Origin of the sequence: Rhodococcoides fascians A25f (genome assembly GCF_000760935.2) — a bacterium.
Taxonomy (GTDB): Bacteria; Actinomycetota; Actinomycetes; order Mycobacteriales; family Mycobacteriaceae; genus Rhodococcoides.
The window spans coordinates 4,042,051-4,057,975 of record NZ_CP049744.1; the positions used below are offsets into that span (position 1 = coordinate 4,042,051).

Here is a 15,925-nt window from a genome sequence, read left to right on the forward strand (position 1 = left end):
CGATTGGTTTCGGTGGATACGGGTACTGGCAGCAGGTTCACCCACCACCACCTGCCAGGAGTTCCAGTGCTCAAACGCGACGTATCCGCGCGCCTCGATGTAGACATCACCGCAGCCACCACACTCGAATTCCAGATCGCGATTGCTCCGCACCCGGGCACGACGGTCACCGAATCGCTGTCCTTCGTCCTCGACGGCAAACCCATCGAGGCGAAGGAAGTGAGCGGGCCGCACGGCAACCGGATTCACGTCATGCCCGCCGATGTCGGCAACCTTCAGGTCTCGTACGACGCCACGATTCTGGGTAACACCACCCCGGCACCGGTCACCGATTACGACATGTCGCTCTATCTGCGACCGAGTCGGTACGCCGAGGCCGACAAGTTCTACGGTTTCGCCGCCACCGAATTCGGCGACTACGCGGACTCCGAGGAACTGCTGGCGAAGATTTCCGCGTGGGTCGGCGCTCGGCTGAGTTACGTTCCGGGAAGCAGTGATCCGATCGACGGTGCTGTCGACACGTTGCTCGCGGGACAGGGCGTCTGCCGGGACTACTCGCACCTCGTGGTCGCCATGCTGCGTGCGGTCAACGTTCCGGCCCGCCTGGTGGCGGTGTACGCGCCCGGCTGCGATCCGATGGACTTCCATGCTGTCGCCGAGGCGTTCGTGGGCGGCCAATGGCGTGTTGTCGATGCCACTTGCCTCGCCCCCCGCTCCACGCTGGTGCGAATCTCCGTCGGTCGCGATGCTGCCGACACCGCATTCCTGGACAACCACAAGGGTGCCATCACGTTGAACAGTTCCGTGGTCACCGCCGTGGTCGACGGTGAGCTCCCCCAGGACGACATCACCGAGCTGGTCTCCCTCACCTGATCGTTCGAACGAACGCCACCGCGATATGAGCTACATCACAGCGGCGTTTGTTTTCGCGCGTGAAAACCGACTATCTATCCGTTACCAACATTCACAGCCACCTGAAAGGCGAACACCATGAGCTTCATCGACAAGGCCAAGAACGCAGCAGAAGACGCCATCGGCAAGGCGAAGGAAGTTGTGGGCGACGCCACGAACAACAAGGACCTCGAGGCCGAGGGCAAGAAGGATCAGGGTTCGGCAGGCGTGAAGAAGGTCGGCGAGAACATCAAGGACACCTTCAAGTAACCACCCCAAGCTCATCGAGTGCCGCCGATCTCGATGATCGGCGGCACTTGCACTTCATCCCACTTTTCACACCGAGAACGGAAAACCCCTCATGACCACATCGACCGACACCACGACCACCAAGCGCCGCGGCGGATTCGCCTCGAAGCTCGCCCTGCTGATCACGCTCGTGCTGGTCGCCGCACTGGTGATCTTCGTACTGCAGAACACCGTCCACACCACGATCGACTTCCTGGGCTGGAACTTCGATCTCGGCCAAGGAGTCTCGCTGCTCGGCGCAGCCGTTGTCGGTGCCGTCATCACGCTGACCGCTACCGCCGCACTGAAGGTTCGACGCGCAGTCCGCTGACGACTCCCACACGAAAGGATCCTTCCGATGCTTCCCTTGCTGGCACGCAAGTACCTGTACCGCTACCTCATCGTCGCGATCGGGCTTCCCATCCTCGCTCGCACGTTGGCCTTCGCCGGGCAAAGCCTCGAAAAGCGGACGGGGAAAGACAACTTCGTGTCGAAGGGACTGAAGTCGGCCGGCAGATTCGCGCAGAAACGAGCCGATAAGTCGCAGGGCAAGAAGGAACGCAAGACCCAGCACGCCCTGCGCTAGGCCCGCCGGCGAGTACGTCGACCGGTTCTACCGGCCGTGAAGGCGACGATCGAGGTCGGGTCGATCAATGTCCGGCCGGGTCGGTCAGCGACTTGCCTTCCCGAGCCTTGACCCGCTTGCGCTCCAGCAGAACCAGGGCAATACCGGCCACGAGCAGAACCGGCGCGGCAATTGCCCCGATCCACACCCACCCGGTGAATCCGTACCCTGCCGCAGTGAGAGTGAGGCCGAGGCTCACCAACGCGACTCCGATGCAGATGTAGCCCGGCCAGTTGCGGGTGTCGACGATCGCCTCACCCGCGTGGCCGCGGGTCGTCCGATCGTCGTCGGTTGCCCCGGCGTCGGATTCGCTCGTGTTCTCGTCTGCCATGTGGATCCTCTCCGGATACGGACCGTTCGTCCCACTCGAGACGAACCGTCCACGTCGGCTGCCCGCTGAACCTCGGCGGTAAACCTGACGTCGGATCGGACGGTCAGTCGTGCCAACTCACAGCAGCGAACGGAGCACGGCTCGCGAGCCGGCCGACGATGCCGGCGTGCGCGAAGTCCTTGGCCGTCGCAACGGCGTCCAGTACGTCCGCGCCCTTGGCCAACTCCGCGGTGATGGCTGCGGCGAATACGCAGCCCGCACCCGACACACGTTCTTCGCCCACTTTGGAAGCACGGAGCACGGTGAGGTCGGACCCGTCGTAGACGACATCGACGGCCTCGCCGCCGGGCAGCCCGGCACCACCCTTGACCACCACGTAGCGAGGTCCGAGGTCGGCGATTCTCTTGGCGGCCTCGCCGAGCTCGTCGACGGTGGTGATCTCGTCCATCCCGGACAGCGTCTGCGCCTCGAACAGGTTCGGGGTGATCACGGTGGCCAGTGGAAGAATCTCGCGCCGGAGCGCATTGTCGGTGTCGAGCGCGGCACCGGGTTCCTGGCCTTTGCAGATCAACACCGGATCGACCACAACGTGCCGCCACGACTGCCGACGCAACGAGCCGGCCACCGTGTCGACGGTGTCCGGGGTACCGAGCATGCCGATCTTGACGACATCGAGATCGTGTGCGGCAGTGGCGACTTCGATCTGATCGGCGATGACGGAACTGTCGATGGGAACGAACCGGTGCCCCCAGCCGGACTTCGGATCGAACGACACGATGCAGGTGATCGTTCCGACGCCGTACACCCCGAGCCGCTCGAATGTCTTGAGGTCTGCCTGCAGACCGGCACCGCCGGTAGCTTCCGAACCTGCAATGACATACGCGATTGTCGACATGCACTCAGTATGACAATCCGGGATCGCCCGTGAATCAGGTGGTCGACATCCGATTGGGTCCGGCAGTTTCGGGGCATACGTCGAATTCGGTTCGGCTCACCGAGCGACCGACGACACCGCGCAGCACATCGACTTCGAGCCCAGGAGTAGCGGAGCACGATAGCTGATCGTGCAATCACGCCCAACGACCAGAGTCCCGGAGGCCGAACAGTGCCCACCAGCAGGAACACGACAGCCAGTTGCGACGACGTGTGGGACGTTCTCGCCAACGGATGGAGCTACGCGACATGGGTTGTCGGTGCTTCCCGAATTCGCGCCGTCGACGGCAACTGGCCCGCCGCCGGAAGCTCGATCCATCATTCTGTCGGTGCCTGGCCCGCAGTACTCAGTGATGTCACCCGCTCGGTGGGAATGCACGCCGGTCGTGAACTCCGGCTGGAGGCGCGTGCACTGCCGTTCGGAAAGGCGTCGATCACAGTTCGTGTGCACCCGACAGCCACCGGGTGCCGCATCGAGATCATCGAACATGCGATCACCGCACCGTTCGACCTGGTGCCGGACCGCATCCAACATGTTCTCGCGCATCCACGCAACGCCGAAGCGTTGCGCAGACTTGCACTCCTGGCCGAGCGATCCACCGCCCCGTGAGCAACACTCCACTGCGACAAGCAGTCTCGGGGAAGATGCTGTTCGTGTTCATTCTCGGCGACGTGCTCGGTGCCGGAATCTACGCTCTCGTCGGCGAGATCGCGGGCGAGGTCGGCGGAGCCATCTGGCTTCCCATGCTCGTCGCCCTGCTGATGGCGCTGCTCACCGCGGCCTCGTATGCGGAGTTGGTCACCAAGTACCCACGAGCAGGCGGCGCAGCCGTGTTCGCGCAACAGGCGTACGGAAAACCGCTCGTGTCGTTCCTGGTCGGATTTTCGATGCTCGCCGCAGGCGTCACCAGTGCCGCCGGGCTTGCGCTTGCCTTCTCGGGCGATTACCTGGGCGTGTTCCTCGACGTGCCGGCCGTACCCGCTGCAGTGGTCTTCTTGCTGCTGGTCGGGTTGCTCAACGCGCGCGGAATCACCGAATCTCTCCGGGCCAACCTCGTCATGACGGTGGTCGAGGTATCCGGGCTGGTGGTCGTCATCGCCCTTGCCGGACTCGTACTGAGCCGTGGAGACGGAGTGCCGTCTCGCGTCCTCGAATTCACCGACGAGACAACCCCGACGCTGGCCGTGCTCGGGGCGGCCCTGCTCGCCTTCTACTCGTTCGTGGGCTTCGAGACCTCGGCGAACATCGCCGAGGAAGTCGAGGACGTGCGCCGGGTCTACCCACGAGCCCTACTGGGTGCCGTCACGGCGGCCGGTGTGGTGTACGTGCTGGTAGGACTGGCAGTCTCGACCGTCGTGCCTGCCGACACGTTGGCGCAATCGACCGGCCCGCTGCTCGAGGTCGTCGCCGCCGCAGACGCCGGTATTCCGCCGTGGGTGTTCAGCCTCGTCGCGCTCGTCGCGGTGGCCAACGGCGCATTGCTGACGATGATCATGGCGTCCCGCTTGACATTCGGGATGGCGCGCGACGGTTTGCTCCCCGGAGCGCTGGCCAAGGTTCTGCCCGGGAGAAAGACACCGTGGCTTGCCATCGTGGCCACCACCGTCGTCGCAATGGTTCTCTGCACCACCGGATCTGTTGCGGCACTGGCCGAAACCGTGGTGTTGCTACTGCTGTTCGTCTTCGTGAGCACCAACGTCGCAGTGCTCGTGCTACGCCGCGATCGCACAGATACCGACCATTTCCGAACGCCCACAGCACTTCCCGTCCTCGCGCTCATCACCTGCGCTGTACTGCTCACCCAACAGTCGGGAGCAACGTGGCTGCGCGCCGGACTGCTCCTCGCGGTGGGGGTCGCACTGTACGTCGTCGGTACAGTCCTCACCAGGAAGACCACGACCGAGCAGAGGAGCACTTCCCGATGACCACCACCGAGGTCGACGCGATAGTCATCGGCAGCGGTCACAACGGATTGGTGGCTGCTGCGGCGATGGCCGACGCGGGCTGGGACGTGGTGGTCCTCGAAGCTGCCGAGCACCCCGGCGGTGCCGTGCGTAGTGCCGAGCTCGTTCCGGGTTTCACCAGCGACCTTTTCAGCGCCTTCTATCCGATGGCGCTTGCATCGCCGGCAATGACCGCCCTCGAACTCGAACGACACGGGCTGCAGTGGTCGCACTCGCCCGCGGTGTACGGCCATGCACGGTCGGCGCAGGACGTCGACGCTCCCGTCGTCCACCACGACGTCGAGACCACGGCGGCGCTACTGTCCGAACACGACGCGCGAGACGGCGATACCTGGCTGCGGCTCTTCGAGCAGTGGGAGCGCATTCGCGAGCCGCTCCTCGATTCACTGTTCGGACCGTTTCCGCCCGTGGCACCCGCAGCACGGTTGGTCCGCACCCTAGGGGTGCCCGAGACACTGCGTTTCGTCCGATTCGCGGCCCTTCCGGCCCGGGTGATGGCTCACGAGTTGTTCCACAGCGAAGCTGCGCGTTGCTTGCTGCTGGGCAATGCGATGCACGGCGACGTGCCGACCGATGCCCCCGTCAGCGGAATGATGGGCTACCTGCTCACGATGCTGGCCCAGGACGTCGGCTACCCCGCCCCGGTCGGTGGATCATCGGCACTGACCGGCGCTCTGATTCGCCGAGGGGCCGCATCGGGGGCCGCGCTCGAATGTGGACAGCTGGTCGAATCGATCGACGTTCGCGGCGGCCGTGCGCGTGCGGTGCACACGGCGGCCGGAGACACGTTCCGTGCACGCAGGGCAATCGTCGCCGATGTATCGGCACCGGCACTGTACGGCTCGCTGCTTCCGTTCGACGCAGTTCCGAGTCGAGTGCACGACGACCTGCGCGCCTTCGAGTGGGACACCCCGGTAGTCAAGGTCAACTACGCCCTCGATCGTCGAATACCCTGGAACTCACCGTCTTTGGCGGATGCAGGCACAGTTCACCTCGGTGCCGACGACAACGGCCTCGTGCACTGGGCCGCCGACCTCACCACCGGAGTTCTTCCACAGAGCCCGTTCATGCTGTTCGGCCAGATGACCACGGCCGATCGAAGCAGGTCGCCGGAAGGTACCGAAAGCGCTTGGGCCTACACCCATCTACCGAGAGGCGTCGTCGACGATGCTGCGGCCGACACCGTCGCCGACCGTGTGGACAGAGTTCTCGATGCTCATGCACCGGGATTTCTGGATTCGATCGTCGGCCGGATCGTGCAGCGACCGAGCGATCTGCACGGGGCCGATGCCAACCTGTACGGCGGCGCGGTGAACGGTGGAACCGCACAGCTTCAGCAACAGTTGATATTTCGGCCGACGCCGGGGCTGGGACGGTCGGAAACTCCCGTCGAGGGTCTGTTCCTCGGTTCTGCATCGGCGCACCCCGGTGGCGGGGTGCACGGAGCAGCAGGCCTCAACGCTGCTCGGGCAGCGCTCGGGCAGCGCGGCGTACGAGGCTGGATGAAGAAGAAGGTCACGAGTTCTCTCATAGAGCTGCTGGCCAGGTGACGGCGTTACCGAACCGAGACTTGTCGTTACCGATTCGAGATCTGCGGCAGAGCCTTCCGCAACTACGCACTGACATTGTTGAAAGCACAACAACTCAGCGTCTCGCACCGCACGGGCACACCGATCGGTGCGAGCGCTTCGGGGAAGAGGTAAGGACATGCTGACGAGCACTGCAACCATGGAACGCTCCCTCCGCGACGACGAAAGCGTCTTCCGACTCGAGACAGTTCGCACTTCCGACGGCCTCGACACACTGCGCGCATTCGGCGAGCTGGACATGTCCACTCGGGCCGAATTCGTCCACAGCCTCGACTGCCTCGCGTCCACGTCGGATCGGGTGGTGGTCGATCTGTCGCAGGTGTCGTTCATGTATTCGGGTGTGGCCAACGCGATCATCGATGCGACGTACGCGCATCCGGGCAAGATCGCCGTATTCGCACCTGCACGATCGGTTCGTATGGTTCTGGACGTGCTCGGTGCCGGCGGGTTGTTGATCGACACTTTCCGGTCGTGAATCGCACTCGATAACAGGTAACGTCGCAGACATGTCAGAGGAGCCGACCGGAGGGCCGTTCGAGATCGTGTCGGCTGCGCACGACTCGACGACCGTACTCACTGTTCGAGGGGAATTGGACCTCGACACCATCCCTACGCTGTCTGCCACAGCGTTTCCTGCGGCCGACACCGCCGAAGGGGGCTTGGTCGTGGACTTGACCGACGTGAGTTTCCTGTCGTCGAGCGCGATCACAGTGTTGGTGCGCGTGTGCGATCGACTGCCGGACGCCTCGCGCATGGCGTTGGTTGCGGTGAACGGCGTGGTCGTTCGGCCCGTGCAGCTCAGCGGAATCGATCGCGTCATGGCCACGTTCACCACCGTTCCCGACGCCGTTGCGCACGTGCAGTCTTCGACTCGCAGCGGCGAGGCCGACCGATGACACCACATCCCCGGTCGGAGCGCAGATCGTGACCGCGAGCAATTCGGGGTCGGCCCCTCTGCGTTGGAGTCACACGGCACAGGCCGAGCCGACGACGGCGAGCACGCTTCGTCGGCGGCTGCGCGGCTGGGTGCTCGAACTCGGAGTGAACAGCGCTCTGGTGGACGACATCGTGCTCGGGGTCTACGAGGCGCTCGCCAACGTCGTCGAACATGCCTATCGCGCGTCCCCCGAAATCGGAACGATGACGATCACCGCGGCGTACGACCACGAGACGCTCACCGTGACCGTCTCCGACACCGGAACGTGGCACCCACCGACACCGACGACCACTCGTAGCCACGGCCTGCAGTTGGCCGCCGCAGTATCGGACGAGCTGTCGGTCGATCATCGACCCGGTCTCGGCACGGTCGTGACCGTCGCGTGGAGCAAGCCGCTCGCCGCGGCCCGCCCCAGCGGGTCATCCCACCGCGCGACCTGATCAGGAGGAGTACCCATGACCGCTTCGGCTGCCGAACTACTCGCCTCTGCGCCCTGCGGAGTGTTCTCGGTCGACGTCGCCAGCGGCAGAATTCTGTACGCGAACGTGGCCGCCTCTCGAATCACCGCCCGCAGCCGTGACTCGCTGGAGGGAACCCCCGTCGCAGACCTCTTCGGTACCGAATTCGCGCCGGTGCTGGCCGGCCTGCTCGACGCTGCATCCACATCCGATTCGGACGTGCCGATCGGGACTGCAGCCCAGCTGACCGGCGCGCCGGGGCGAGCGTCGTCCACTGCGGTGTCCGTGCTGGCGAACAGACTTCGTTCGGAGTCGGGCGCGATGACCGTCACGATGACGCTGCACAACGAGACGGAACGCCGAGTGCGCGAGCAGGATCTCGTCGACGCCCGTATTTATGCCGAGGCGGCTCAGGACGATGCCGAAGCAGCCCTCGATCGATCCCAGGATGCGCTGGGAGCATCGGAGCAAGCCCGAAAGTTGGCCGAGGCCGAACGGACTCAGGTTCAGATCTTGGCGTCGACGCTTCAGCGGACTCTGCTACCACCGATCCTCTCCGCTCCGACCGGCATGAACGTCGCAGCCCACTATCACCCCGCGTCCCTCGATGAAGTCGGTGGTGATTTCTACGATGTGTTTCCACTCGACAAAGACACGTGGGGCTTCTTTCTCGGTGACGTGAGCGGTAAGGGTGCCGGTGCCGCCGCCGTCACGTCACTGACCCGGTACACCTTGCGGGCCGCGGCAGTGTTCGACCGCAACCCGATCTCGGTATTGGAGAACCTCAACACCGTTCTGCATCACGAGTTTCACGGCGACGACCCGAGGTTCTGCACGGTGGTGTTCGGCACCATCACTCCGCAACCGAACGGCGCGGTGGTGCACCTCGCAAGCGGCGGGCATCCACCTGCGATACGCGTAACCCACGACGCTGCAGTCGATTTCGTCGATACCACCGGCGGGCAGCTCGTCGGTGCCCTGTCCGAACCCCACTTCGAGTCGGCATCGGTGACACTGCGGGCCGGTGACGTCATGGCGTTCTACACCGATGGCCTGACCGAAGCGATCGTGGGGCCCGGCCGAACTCGCTTCGACGACAACGGCAACCTCGAGACCTTCGTCGCCGAGATGGGGCCCACCACTGCTCCGAAGATCGTCGACGACCTCACCACCCTGCTGGCGTCGTTCGGAGACGGACTTCAGGACGACGTGGCTCTGCTCGCCTTCGACGTCCCACTTCCCGACACAGACTCTGTCGAGGCGTAGTTGTCGCGGAGGGCGTCGATCAACGAGACAGTATTCCGGACAGGAACACTTTCAGCACATTGTCGGCGACTTCTTCCGGGGATTCTCCCGATCGCGTCAGCGATCTGATCACCACATTGTTGGCGAGCACGGTGGCCAGTTCGACTGCGGACACCTCGGTAGCGAAGTCGCCTCGGAGCTGACCGCTCTCGAGAATCGGGGTCAGTGCCGACGGCACGGGAAGGTGTTCCCTGATGGTGGTGACGGTACCGGGCTCGTGAAACTGCTCGAAGCTCAGCGCAAGCAACATTCCCGAGCTCATGGCCCGGTTGCGCGACACGAACTCCGCCAGACGATTCACCGAACGCACTAGAGCGACAACCGGTTCCACGTCGAGCCGAGCATCCGCGCGACCCAGCCGGAGTACACGCTCGAACTCGGGGGTGAGTGCGGCGACAATGATGTCGACTTTGCTCGGAAACAATCGCTTGAGATCGGTGACGGTGAGCGAGGACGCCGACGCGATGTCCGCGAGGGTGACCGAGAAGTATCCGTGTTCCGAGAACAGCGTCTCGGTGGCCACGATGACATCGGATTCGATGTCGCCCCTTGCCGGATCGAGGGATTCGAGCGATGGCAGCGCATCGACCTGCTCGTCGGTACGCTGCCGTCGATCCGAGTGGACCGGGTCCACCGCCCAATCGAGCAACGAATCGATGGCCGTGGCCACGCGTTCCGCGGAGATCGTTCCCGGGCTGAGACTTTCACGGAAGGCAAGCCCGTCGAGCAGAGCTACGAACACTGTGGAGAGGTCGGCCACCGTCAACGGTGTTCTCACCGAGCCGCCGACAGCGCGGAGTTTGTGCCGCACTGCGCTCTCGACGGCGTGATCCATGGCATCGAATTCCGGTGCCAACGAGGACCGCGCTCCGGCGTGATCGGAGGCGATCATGGCACCGATCATCCTTTGACGCAGCAGCCCCGAGGTCAGCTGCTCGAAATAGGCCGCGAGATCCGAGGACGGCTGCTCGGCGACGTCATCGGGCGGTGAGTACTCCAACGTCACGTGTGCGAGCAGATCCTCCATGAACGCTTCCTTGCCGCCGCGCTCGCCGGTGCGGGAGGAACCTGGATAGGCATTGTGGAAAGTCTGATGCGACAGTCCTGCTTCTTCCACGACCGCTGCAATGGACAGCGAGCGCGCCAACACCGTCATATCGAGATCGGTCAGCAGGCGGGAACCGGCCCGGAGCAATTGTTCGCGTGGTGTGGATTTCGAGCTCAACGACAACCGCCTACGGATGTTCGATCTGATGGATCGTCGACTATATCAATACACACCACGAGCTGAATTTTTATAGGTGTATAAAGTCCATTGGATTCGGATATCGAATTATGCAGTGATCCTCGAACATGATGGTGTTGTTTCATATTTCGCGGCGTGGTCGGATGATCGAAACACCCAAGACGGACAACGGGGGTCGAATGCCATGCGGGACACGAACACAGGTGTGACGACCACGACGCTCGAGATTGCGTCCGGCGGGTCGCTTCACCCGTCACAGCGATTTGCGCCTCGGCGAAGCGCGTCGGCGGTGCGCTCCCGAACCACGGCAACCCCCGGCACCGATAGGCCTCGGGTGCCGCAGGTACCGGCCGAGTTCGTCGATCCCGGATTGACCACGCGCGAAATTGCGGTTCTCGGAGCCTGGTTGCGCTGCGACTCCAAGCAAGAAGTGTGCGCTGTGCTGCATATTGCGCTGGGCACGGTGAACACCCATCTGTCCCGTATTCGCGCGAAGTATGCCAGTGTCGGTCGAGCCGCGCCGACCAAAGCGTCGCTGGTGGCGAGAGCACTGCAGGACGGCCTGGTCGCCCTGGACGATCTGTGAGGGAAGGTCGGCACGAGGCGGACAGTGCAACGATGCCCTGCCCGCCCAGGTGACGACGCACGTGGCACACTTCGGTCGATGAACGACAAGCCTGTGTTGATGTTGCTGCACGGTGTCACCATGTCGGGAGCAGCGTGGAACGACGTCGTGCCGTTGCTGGCCGAACGGTTCGATGTCATTGCTCCCACCGCGGCCGGTCATCGTGGAGGCCCGGCGCTCGCAGGCGTGGCGACAATAGCCGCCGTCACCGATACCGCAGAACGCGAACTCGACGAGCGGGGCCTGGATGCAGTACACATCGCAGGAAATTCGATGGGCGGATGGATGGCCGTCGAACTGGCGAGACGGGGACGCGCACGCTCGGTCTGCGCCTTCTCACCAGCAGGACTGTGGGAGAAGGACGAGAAACCAGGTGCCAGCAGAGCCACCTTGATCCGTACCAAGAGACTGGCCGACGCGACTCGTCGTCTCGCCCCAGCGCTGATGAGGTTCGGTCTCGCTCGCCGAATTGCCATGCGCGACATCGCAGTCCACGGGGACAGTATGACGCCGCAGCAAGCCGTTCGGTCGTTTCAGGATCTTGTCGGGTGCGAGGCAGCGTACGAACTACTGAACACCCGCGAAAGCATGGATCCACTCCTCGACCTGCCATGCCCGATCACCGTCGCATGGGCCGCTCACGATCGCATCTTTCCGCCTGCAGAGTTCGTCCCCATTGCCCGGCAGCGCCTCCCTCGGGCCCGGTTCGTCACCCTGCCGGGCGTCGGCCACGTTCCGATGATCGACGACCCGGTTCTGTGCGCACGAACGATCGTCTATTCGATCGAGAACCAGGCGGGCTGACGCGTCCGTCAGGCCCACGGGTCCACACGTCGCCACAGCGTCGGTAGCTCGAGAACGACCCCGTCTCTCCGTGCGCAGTCGGCCAGCACGCCGATCGAGGCAGTCATATCGTCGAAGGCGTACGGGAGTGCATGCAGGGGCTTGTGCAAAGGCCGAAAGAAGTTGTCCCAGTGCGTCAGGACGACGCGCCGGGCACCGACGACCGAGACCGTCTCGCGCCAGTACTGCTCGATGAACGCTTGCGATTGCCGGCCGAGTTGGCCTATCGACAGATAGACAACATCTGCGTGGCTTCCGTCGAGCATACCGACCCGGAAACCGGCGCTGCTGTGAACGAGTGCGGTTCGGCCGCTGGGAATGTGTTCGATCAGCATCGACCACGCCTCACCGCATCGATATTCGCTCACCCGAGCGGGCTGGCTCAGTGGTCGTTCGATCTCCCCGTGCGCTCGATCCGGATGCGAGTGAACGGATTCGAAGAAGGTGACGGCGAAGTTTCCATGCTCGGTCGTGTCACCGTTCTCGACCGCGACGATGCGGTCGTCGGGTAAGTCAGAACCCTGCCCGATGAAACCGGTCGAGGAACCACCGACCAGAACCGCCCCGGTTATCCGAGCCACCGCCGCTGAATCGAGTGCGTGATCGTAGTGCGAGTGGGCACACAGAACAGCGTCGAGCGAGATGATTCCCGCTCTGCGCAGGGCGGCGTCGATGCGCTGCATGTCGGAACGAAGTGGCAGCGCAAGGATTCTCGCCAGGGACGGGCGCGAGAAGAACCCATCGGTGAGGATTGCGGATTCGCCGTCGTCGAACAACACCGTGCTGACACCGAGGAAAGACACCGTCACCGGCGAGCGAGGAGTGGCCGACGCGGTGGTGGCGATCTCCGACGGACCCGGCAACGGGGGCCGACCGACGCGTCGGAACACCGTCATGCCTGCGCTGCGAGCGCACGCCCGGCTTGGCGGCCCCCGAAGATGCACCCGCCCAGGAACGTTCCCTCCAGCGAGCGATAGCCGTGCACTCCACCACCGCCGAATCCGGCGATCTCGCCTGCCGCCCACAGCCCCTCGATCGCCCGCCCCTCGCTGTCGAGCACGCGGCCCTGAAGGTCGGTTTGGATTCCGCCCAACGTCTTTCGGGTGATGATGTTCAACCGCACCGCAATCAACGGCCCCGATTTGGGATCGAGAATCTTGTGCAGAGACGCAGTACGCGCGATGCGCTCCCCGCGCGAGCGACGGGAATTGTGAATCGCGGAGACCTGCAGGTCCTTGGTGAACTGATTGTCGACTTCACGGTCGCGAGCCTCGATCTGCCGTTGCAAGTCCACCAGGTCGATCAGGTCCTCGCCGGCGACCTTGTTCATTCCCTGCACGAGTTCACCGAGGGTGTCGGCGACGACAAAATCCTCGCCGTTCTTCTTGAACGCCTCGACCGGTTCACTGGCACCGGGCAAGACTCGGCCGAGTACGAGCTTGAGGTTCTTGCCGGTGATGTCCGGGTTCTGTTCCGATCCCGACAGCGCAAATTCCTTCTCGATGATCTTCTGGGTGAGGACGAACCACGAGTACTCGAAACCGCTGTCCTGGATGGCTTTCAACGTTCCGAGGGTGTCGTAGCCCGGGAAGTTGGGAGCCGGGAATCGCCGACCACGCGCGTCGAACCACATGGACGACGGCCCTGGAATGATCCTGATTCCGTGGTTCTTCCAGATCGGGTTCCAGTTCTTGATGCCCTCGGTGTAGTGCCACATCCTGTCCTTGTTGACCAGACGTCCACCGACCTTCTCGGTGATACCAAGCATGCGGCCGTCCACGTGTTCGGGGACTCCGGAGATCAACGATGTCGGAGGTGTTCCCAGACGAGCCGGCCAATTCTCCCGCACCAGATCGTGATTCGCTCCGATGCCACCCGCGGTGACGAGCACGGCACCGGCGTGCAACTCGAACTCCCCCACCTCGACGCGACTACTGCCCGCACCGCGTTCCGCACGGCTGGGTTCGAGAATCGCGCCGCGCACTCCCTCGACCGCACCCGAGCTGACGACGAACTCGTCGACTCGATGGCGAAAACCGAAGCGCACCAGTCCTTTGTCGGCGGCCTCGCGGACGCGGCGCTCGAACGGTGCGACGACGCCCGGCCCGGTACCCCAGGTCAGGTGGAAGCGCGGAACCGAGTTGCCGTGGCCGTCGGCGAGATAGCCGCCGCGTTCGGCCCAGCCGACGATGGGAACCCACCGAACCCCCTGTGCGTGCAGCCAGGACCGCTTCTCCCCTGCCGCGAAGTCGAGGTACGCCCGTGCCCACCGGTGACCCCAGTAGTCCTCTCCGGCGGGATCGTCGATACCGCGGTCGAATGTCGCGGTGCCGAGCCAGTCCTGCCACGCCAGTTCGGCCGAATCTTTGATACCCATGCGTCGCTGTTCCGGAGTGTCGACCATGAACAGCCCGCCGAGTGACCAGAACGCCTGTCCGCCCAGGTTCTGCTCGGGCTCCTGGTCGAGGAGGAGCACACGCTTTCCCGCGTCGGCCAATTCGGCGGTTGCCACCAGTCCTGCCAAGCCTGCGCCCACCACGATCACGTCTGCGTCCATTGCCCCACTCTTCTGCTCGACCCGGCTGTCTCCCTCGACTGTGCTGTCGTCGGCACCGGAACTCAAGGAAACCGACTCGAATGACTATAGGATTTATCAGATACTGACAAAGTGCGGGGAGGTGGATCGATGTACCGAGCGCGGGTCGCCGTCGTCGCGAAGATCGAATCGGAGCTGGGCCCCGTCGTCGCGTCCGCAGTACACGCGATTCGCGACGCGATCCCGGTCTACCGATCACTGCAGGGTGCACAGTTGGCCGATGTCGAGGCCATTGCGTATTGGTCACTGAGGCGGTTGATGGCCCTGTGGGCGCACGGCGATCGGACGATCGACGACAGCAGATTCCGTGCGATAGGTGCCGCGCGCGCCGCGGACGGGCGCCCGCTGGCCGACGTGCTGCGTGCGTATCGAGTCGCGTCGAGCGTGTTCGTTCGGCACGTGACAACCGAGTATCTCGATGTACTCGAACCACCGGACATTGCCGAACTCGGCCTCGGCGTGCTCGACGCCATCGACGCAATCTCCGAGGAAATCATCGGCGCGTACGTCGTTGCGCGCGAACAGCTCACATCCAACCGTGCGCAGGCGCACGCCGCGTTGCTCGACGACTTGCTGGCTGCCAGACACAATTCACCCGGGACCGTGTCGGATCGTTGCCGCGAACTCGACCTGAAGCTACCCCAGCACCCGAATCTGCTCGTGGTGCAATCGACAGATCCGGGCCGACCCATGTCCGACGACACCGTCGAATCGCTGGTTCTCGCAGTGGGACTCGTTCCCCCGGACCGCACCGCGACGCCCGGTCAGCGGAGCCACCTGGTTACTCGGCACGAGCATCGCGCGATCGTGCTGCTGCCACCATCGATCCCCCGCACCGAGGCCGACCTCGCGTGTCGAGATCTGCGGCTGCGTGGATGCTTGGTGGAGAAATCGACCATTGCCGGTATCAGTAGTTCGTGGCGACTCGCCTCGGAAGCGCTCGACACCGCACCGGATCACGCGTTCGACGACCGTGTACTGCTCGATCACGGCGACGGGCAACTACTGGCACTGTTGACAGCGCGTCCCACCGCGAACACGAACGAGGTGGTGCGTACCGTGCTCGGTCCGCTGACCGAGGCTGCGAACGAGCATATTCTGCAAGGTCTTTCGGCCTTCATCTCCACCGGGACAGCGACGGCTGCTGCCACCCGTCTGCAGGTGCACCCGCAGACGTTGCGCTATCGGTTGCGGAGGGCTCAGCAATTGACCGGTCGGGATCCGCGTTCGGCGTGGCATCGACTGGCACTGGACACCGCGATACAGCTACGCCAACTCGGTTGACCCGGCTCG

The 15,925-nt window shown here is 64.0% G+C and carries 19 protein-coding genes; 14 read left to right on the top strand and 5 right to left on the bottom strand.

Annotated elements, in window-relative coordinates; translation table 11 throughout:
• Positions 1–66: 66 nt before the first annotated feature.
• The 4 genes from BH93_RS18805 (at position 67) to BH93_RS18820 (ending at position 1,765) form a co-directional block, all read left to right on the top strand.
• Positions 67–873: a transglutaminase-like domain-containing protein gene (locus tag BH93_RS18805; protein WP_052058828.1), complete on the top strand. Its 807-nt coding sequence runs from the start codon at positions 67–69 to the stop codon at positions 871–873.
• Between the two features lie 117 nt (positions 874–990).
• Complete coding sequence (locus BH93_RS18810; protein ID WP_027495724.1) at positions 991–1,161, top strand: CsbD family protein; 171 nt, start codon at positions 991–993, stop codon at positions 1,159–1,161.
• Between the two features lie 91 nt (positions 1,162–1,252).
• On the top strand, positions 1,253–1,510 hold the full coding sequence (locus BH93_RS18815; RefSeq protein WP_037176405.1) for a lipopolysaccharide assembly protein LapA domain-containing protein: 258 nt from the start codon (positions 1,253–1,255) through the stop codon (positions 1,508–1,510).
• A 27-nt stretch (positions 1,511–1,537) separates the two neighbouring features.
• Complete coding sequence (locus tag BH93_RS18820) at positions 1,538–1,765, top strand: hypothetical protein (RefSeq protein WP_037176403.1); 228 nt, start codon at positions 1,538–1,540, stop codon at positions 1,763–1,765.
• 64 nt (positions 1,766–1,829) lie between these two features.
• Here the strand turns inward: BH93_RS18820 and BH93_RS18825 are convergent, their stop codons facing one another.
• Positions 1,830–2,135 carry a membrane protein gene (locus tag BH93_RS18825; RefSeq protein WP_032377159.1) on the bottom strand — a complete coding sequence of 102 codons (306 nt, stop codon included), beginning with the start codon at positions 2,133–2,135 and terminating at the stop codon, positions 1,830–1,832.
• A gap of 103 nt (positions 2,136–2,238) precedes the next feature.
• The gene (gene thiD / locus BH93_RS18830) at positions 2,239–3,030 is read right to left on the bottom strand and encodes a bifunctional hydroxymethylpyrimidine kinase/phosphomethylpyrimidine kinase (RefSeq protein ID WP_037176402.1); all 792 of its coding nucleotides are present in this window, start codon (positions 3,028–3,030) and stop codon (positions 2,239–2,241) included.
• Positions 3,031–3,240: 210 nt separating this feature from the next.
• On the opposite strand from thiD, the gene BH93_RS18835 reads away from it, so the two are divergent.
• The 7 genes from BH93_RS18835 to BH93_RS18865 all read left to right on the top strand — a co-directional run bounded on the left by BH93_RS18835 (position 3,241) and on the right by BH93_RS18865 (position 9,283).
• Positions 3,241–3,678 carry an SRPBCC family protein gene (locus tag BH93_RS18835; protein ID WP_037176401.1) on the top strand — a complete coding sequence of 146 codons (438 nt, stop codon included), beginning with the start codon at positions 3,241–3,243 and terminating at the stop codon, positions 3,676–3,678.
• A 35-nt stretch (positions 3,679–3,713) separates the two neighbouring features.
• Positions 3,714–4,994: an APC family permease gene (locus BH93_RS18840; RefSeq protein WP_080739243.1), complete on the top strand. Its 1,281-nt coding sequence runs from the start codon at positions 3,714–3,716 to the stop codon at positions 4,992–4,994.
• The gene (locus tag BH93_RS18845) at positions 4,991–6,583 is read left to right on the top strand and encodes a phytoene desaturase family protein (RefSeq protein WP_037176400.1); all 1,593 of its coding nucleotides are present in this window, start codon (positions 4,991–4,993) and stop codon (positions 6,581–6,583) included. The genes BH93_RS18840 and BH93_RS18845 overlap by 4 nt, the downstream gene beginning before the upstream one ends.
• 157 nt (positions 6,584–6,740) lie before the next feature.
• Positions 6,741–7,097 (top strand): STAS domain-containing protein, encoded by a 357-nt coding sequence (locus tag BH93_RS18850; protein ID WP_052065644.1) that lies wholly within the window; start codon positions 6,741–6,743, stop codon positions 7,095–7,097.
• A 31-nt stretch (positions 7,098–7,128) separates the two neighbouring features.
• On the top strand, positions 7,129–7,518 hold the full coding sequence (locus BH93_RS18855; RefSeq protein WP_037176399.1) for an STAS domain-containing protein: 390 nt from the start codon (positions 7,129–7,131) through the stop codon (positions 7,516–7,518).
• Positions 7,519–7,546: 28 nt separating this feature from the next.
• Positions 7,547–7,999, top strand: coding sequence for an ATP-binding protein (locus BH93_RS18860; RefSeq protein WP_037176398.1), 453 nt, complete (start codon positions 7,547–7,549; stop codon positions 7,997–7,999).
• A gap of 15 nt (positions 8,000–8,014) precedes the next feature.
• Positions 8,015–9,283 (top strand): PP2C family protein-serine/threonine phosphatase, encoded by a 1,269-nt coding sequence (locus BH93_RS18865; protein ID WP_037176397.1) that lies wholly within the window; start codon positions 8,015–8,017, stop codon positions 9,281–9,283.
• A 19-nt stretch (positions 9,284–9,302) separates the two neighbouring features.
• On the opposite strand, the gene BH93_RS18870 is transcribed toward BH93_RS18865, so the two are convergent.
• Positions 9,303–10,547: a TetR/AcrR family transcriptional regulator gene (locus tag BH93_RS18870; RefSeq protein WP_141215771.1), complete on the bottom strand. Its 1,245-nt coding sequence runs from the start codon at positions 10,545–10,547 to the stop codon at positions 9,303–9,305.
• Between the two features lie 226 nt (positions 10,548–10,773).
• Here BH93_RS18870 and BH93_RS28245 point away from each other — a divergent pair, with 226 nt between their 5' ends.
• On the top strand, positions 10,774–11,154 hold the full coding sequence (locus tag BH93_RS28245) for a LuxR C-terminal-related transcriptional regulator (protein WP_306436903.1): 381 nt from the start codon (positions 10,774–10,776) through the stop codon (positions 11,152–11,154).
• 78 nt (positions 11,155–11,232) lie between these two features.
• Positions 11,233–11,997, top strand: a complete 765-nt coding sequence (locus tag BH93_RS18880; RefSeq protein WP_037176395.1) for an alpha/beta fold hydrolase — start codon at positions 11,233–11,235, stop codon at positions 11,995–11,997.
• Positions 11,998–12,005: 8 nt separating this feature from the next.
• Here the strand turns inward: BH93_RS18880 and BH93_RS18885 are convergent, their stop codons facing one another.
• Complete coding sequence (locus BH93_RS18885) at positions 12,006–12,932, bottom strand: MBL fold metallo-hydrolase (RefSeq protein ID WP_080739200.1); 927 nt, start codon at positions 12,930–12,932, stop codon at positions 12,006–12,008.
• Positions 12,929–14,593 carry an FAD-binding dehydrogenase gene (locus BH93_RS18890; protein WP_037177031.1) on the bottom strand — a complete coding sequence of 555 codons (1,665 nt, stop codon included), beginning with the start codon at positions 14,591–14,593 and terminating at the stop codon, positions 12,929–12,931. The genes BH93_RS18885 and BH93_RS18890 overlap by 4 nt, the downstream gene beginning before the upstream one ends.
• A 129-nt stretch (positions 14,594–14,722) precedes the next feature.
• Between BH93_RS18890 and BH93_RS18895 the strand changes: the two genes are divergently transcribed.
• On the top strand, positions 14,723–15,916 hold the full coding sequence (locus BH93_RS18895; RefSeq protein WP_155291078.1) for a helix-turn-helix domain-containing protein: 1,194 nt from the start codon (positions 14,723–14,725) through the stop codon (positions 15,914–15,916).
• Positions 15,917–15,925: the final 9 nt, after the last annotated feature.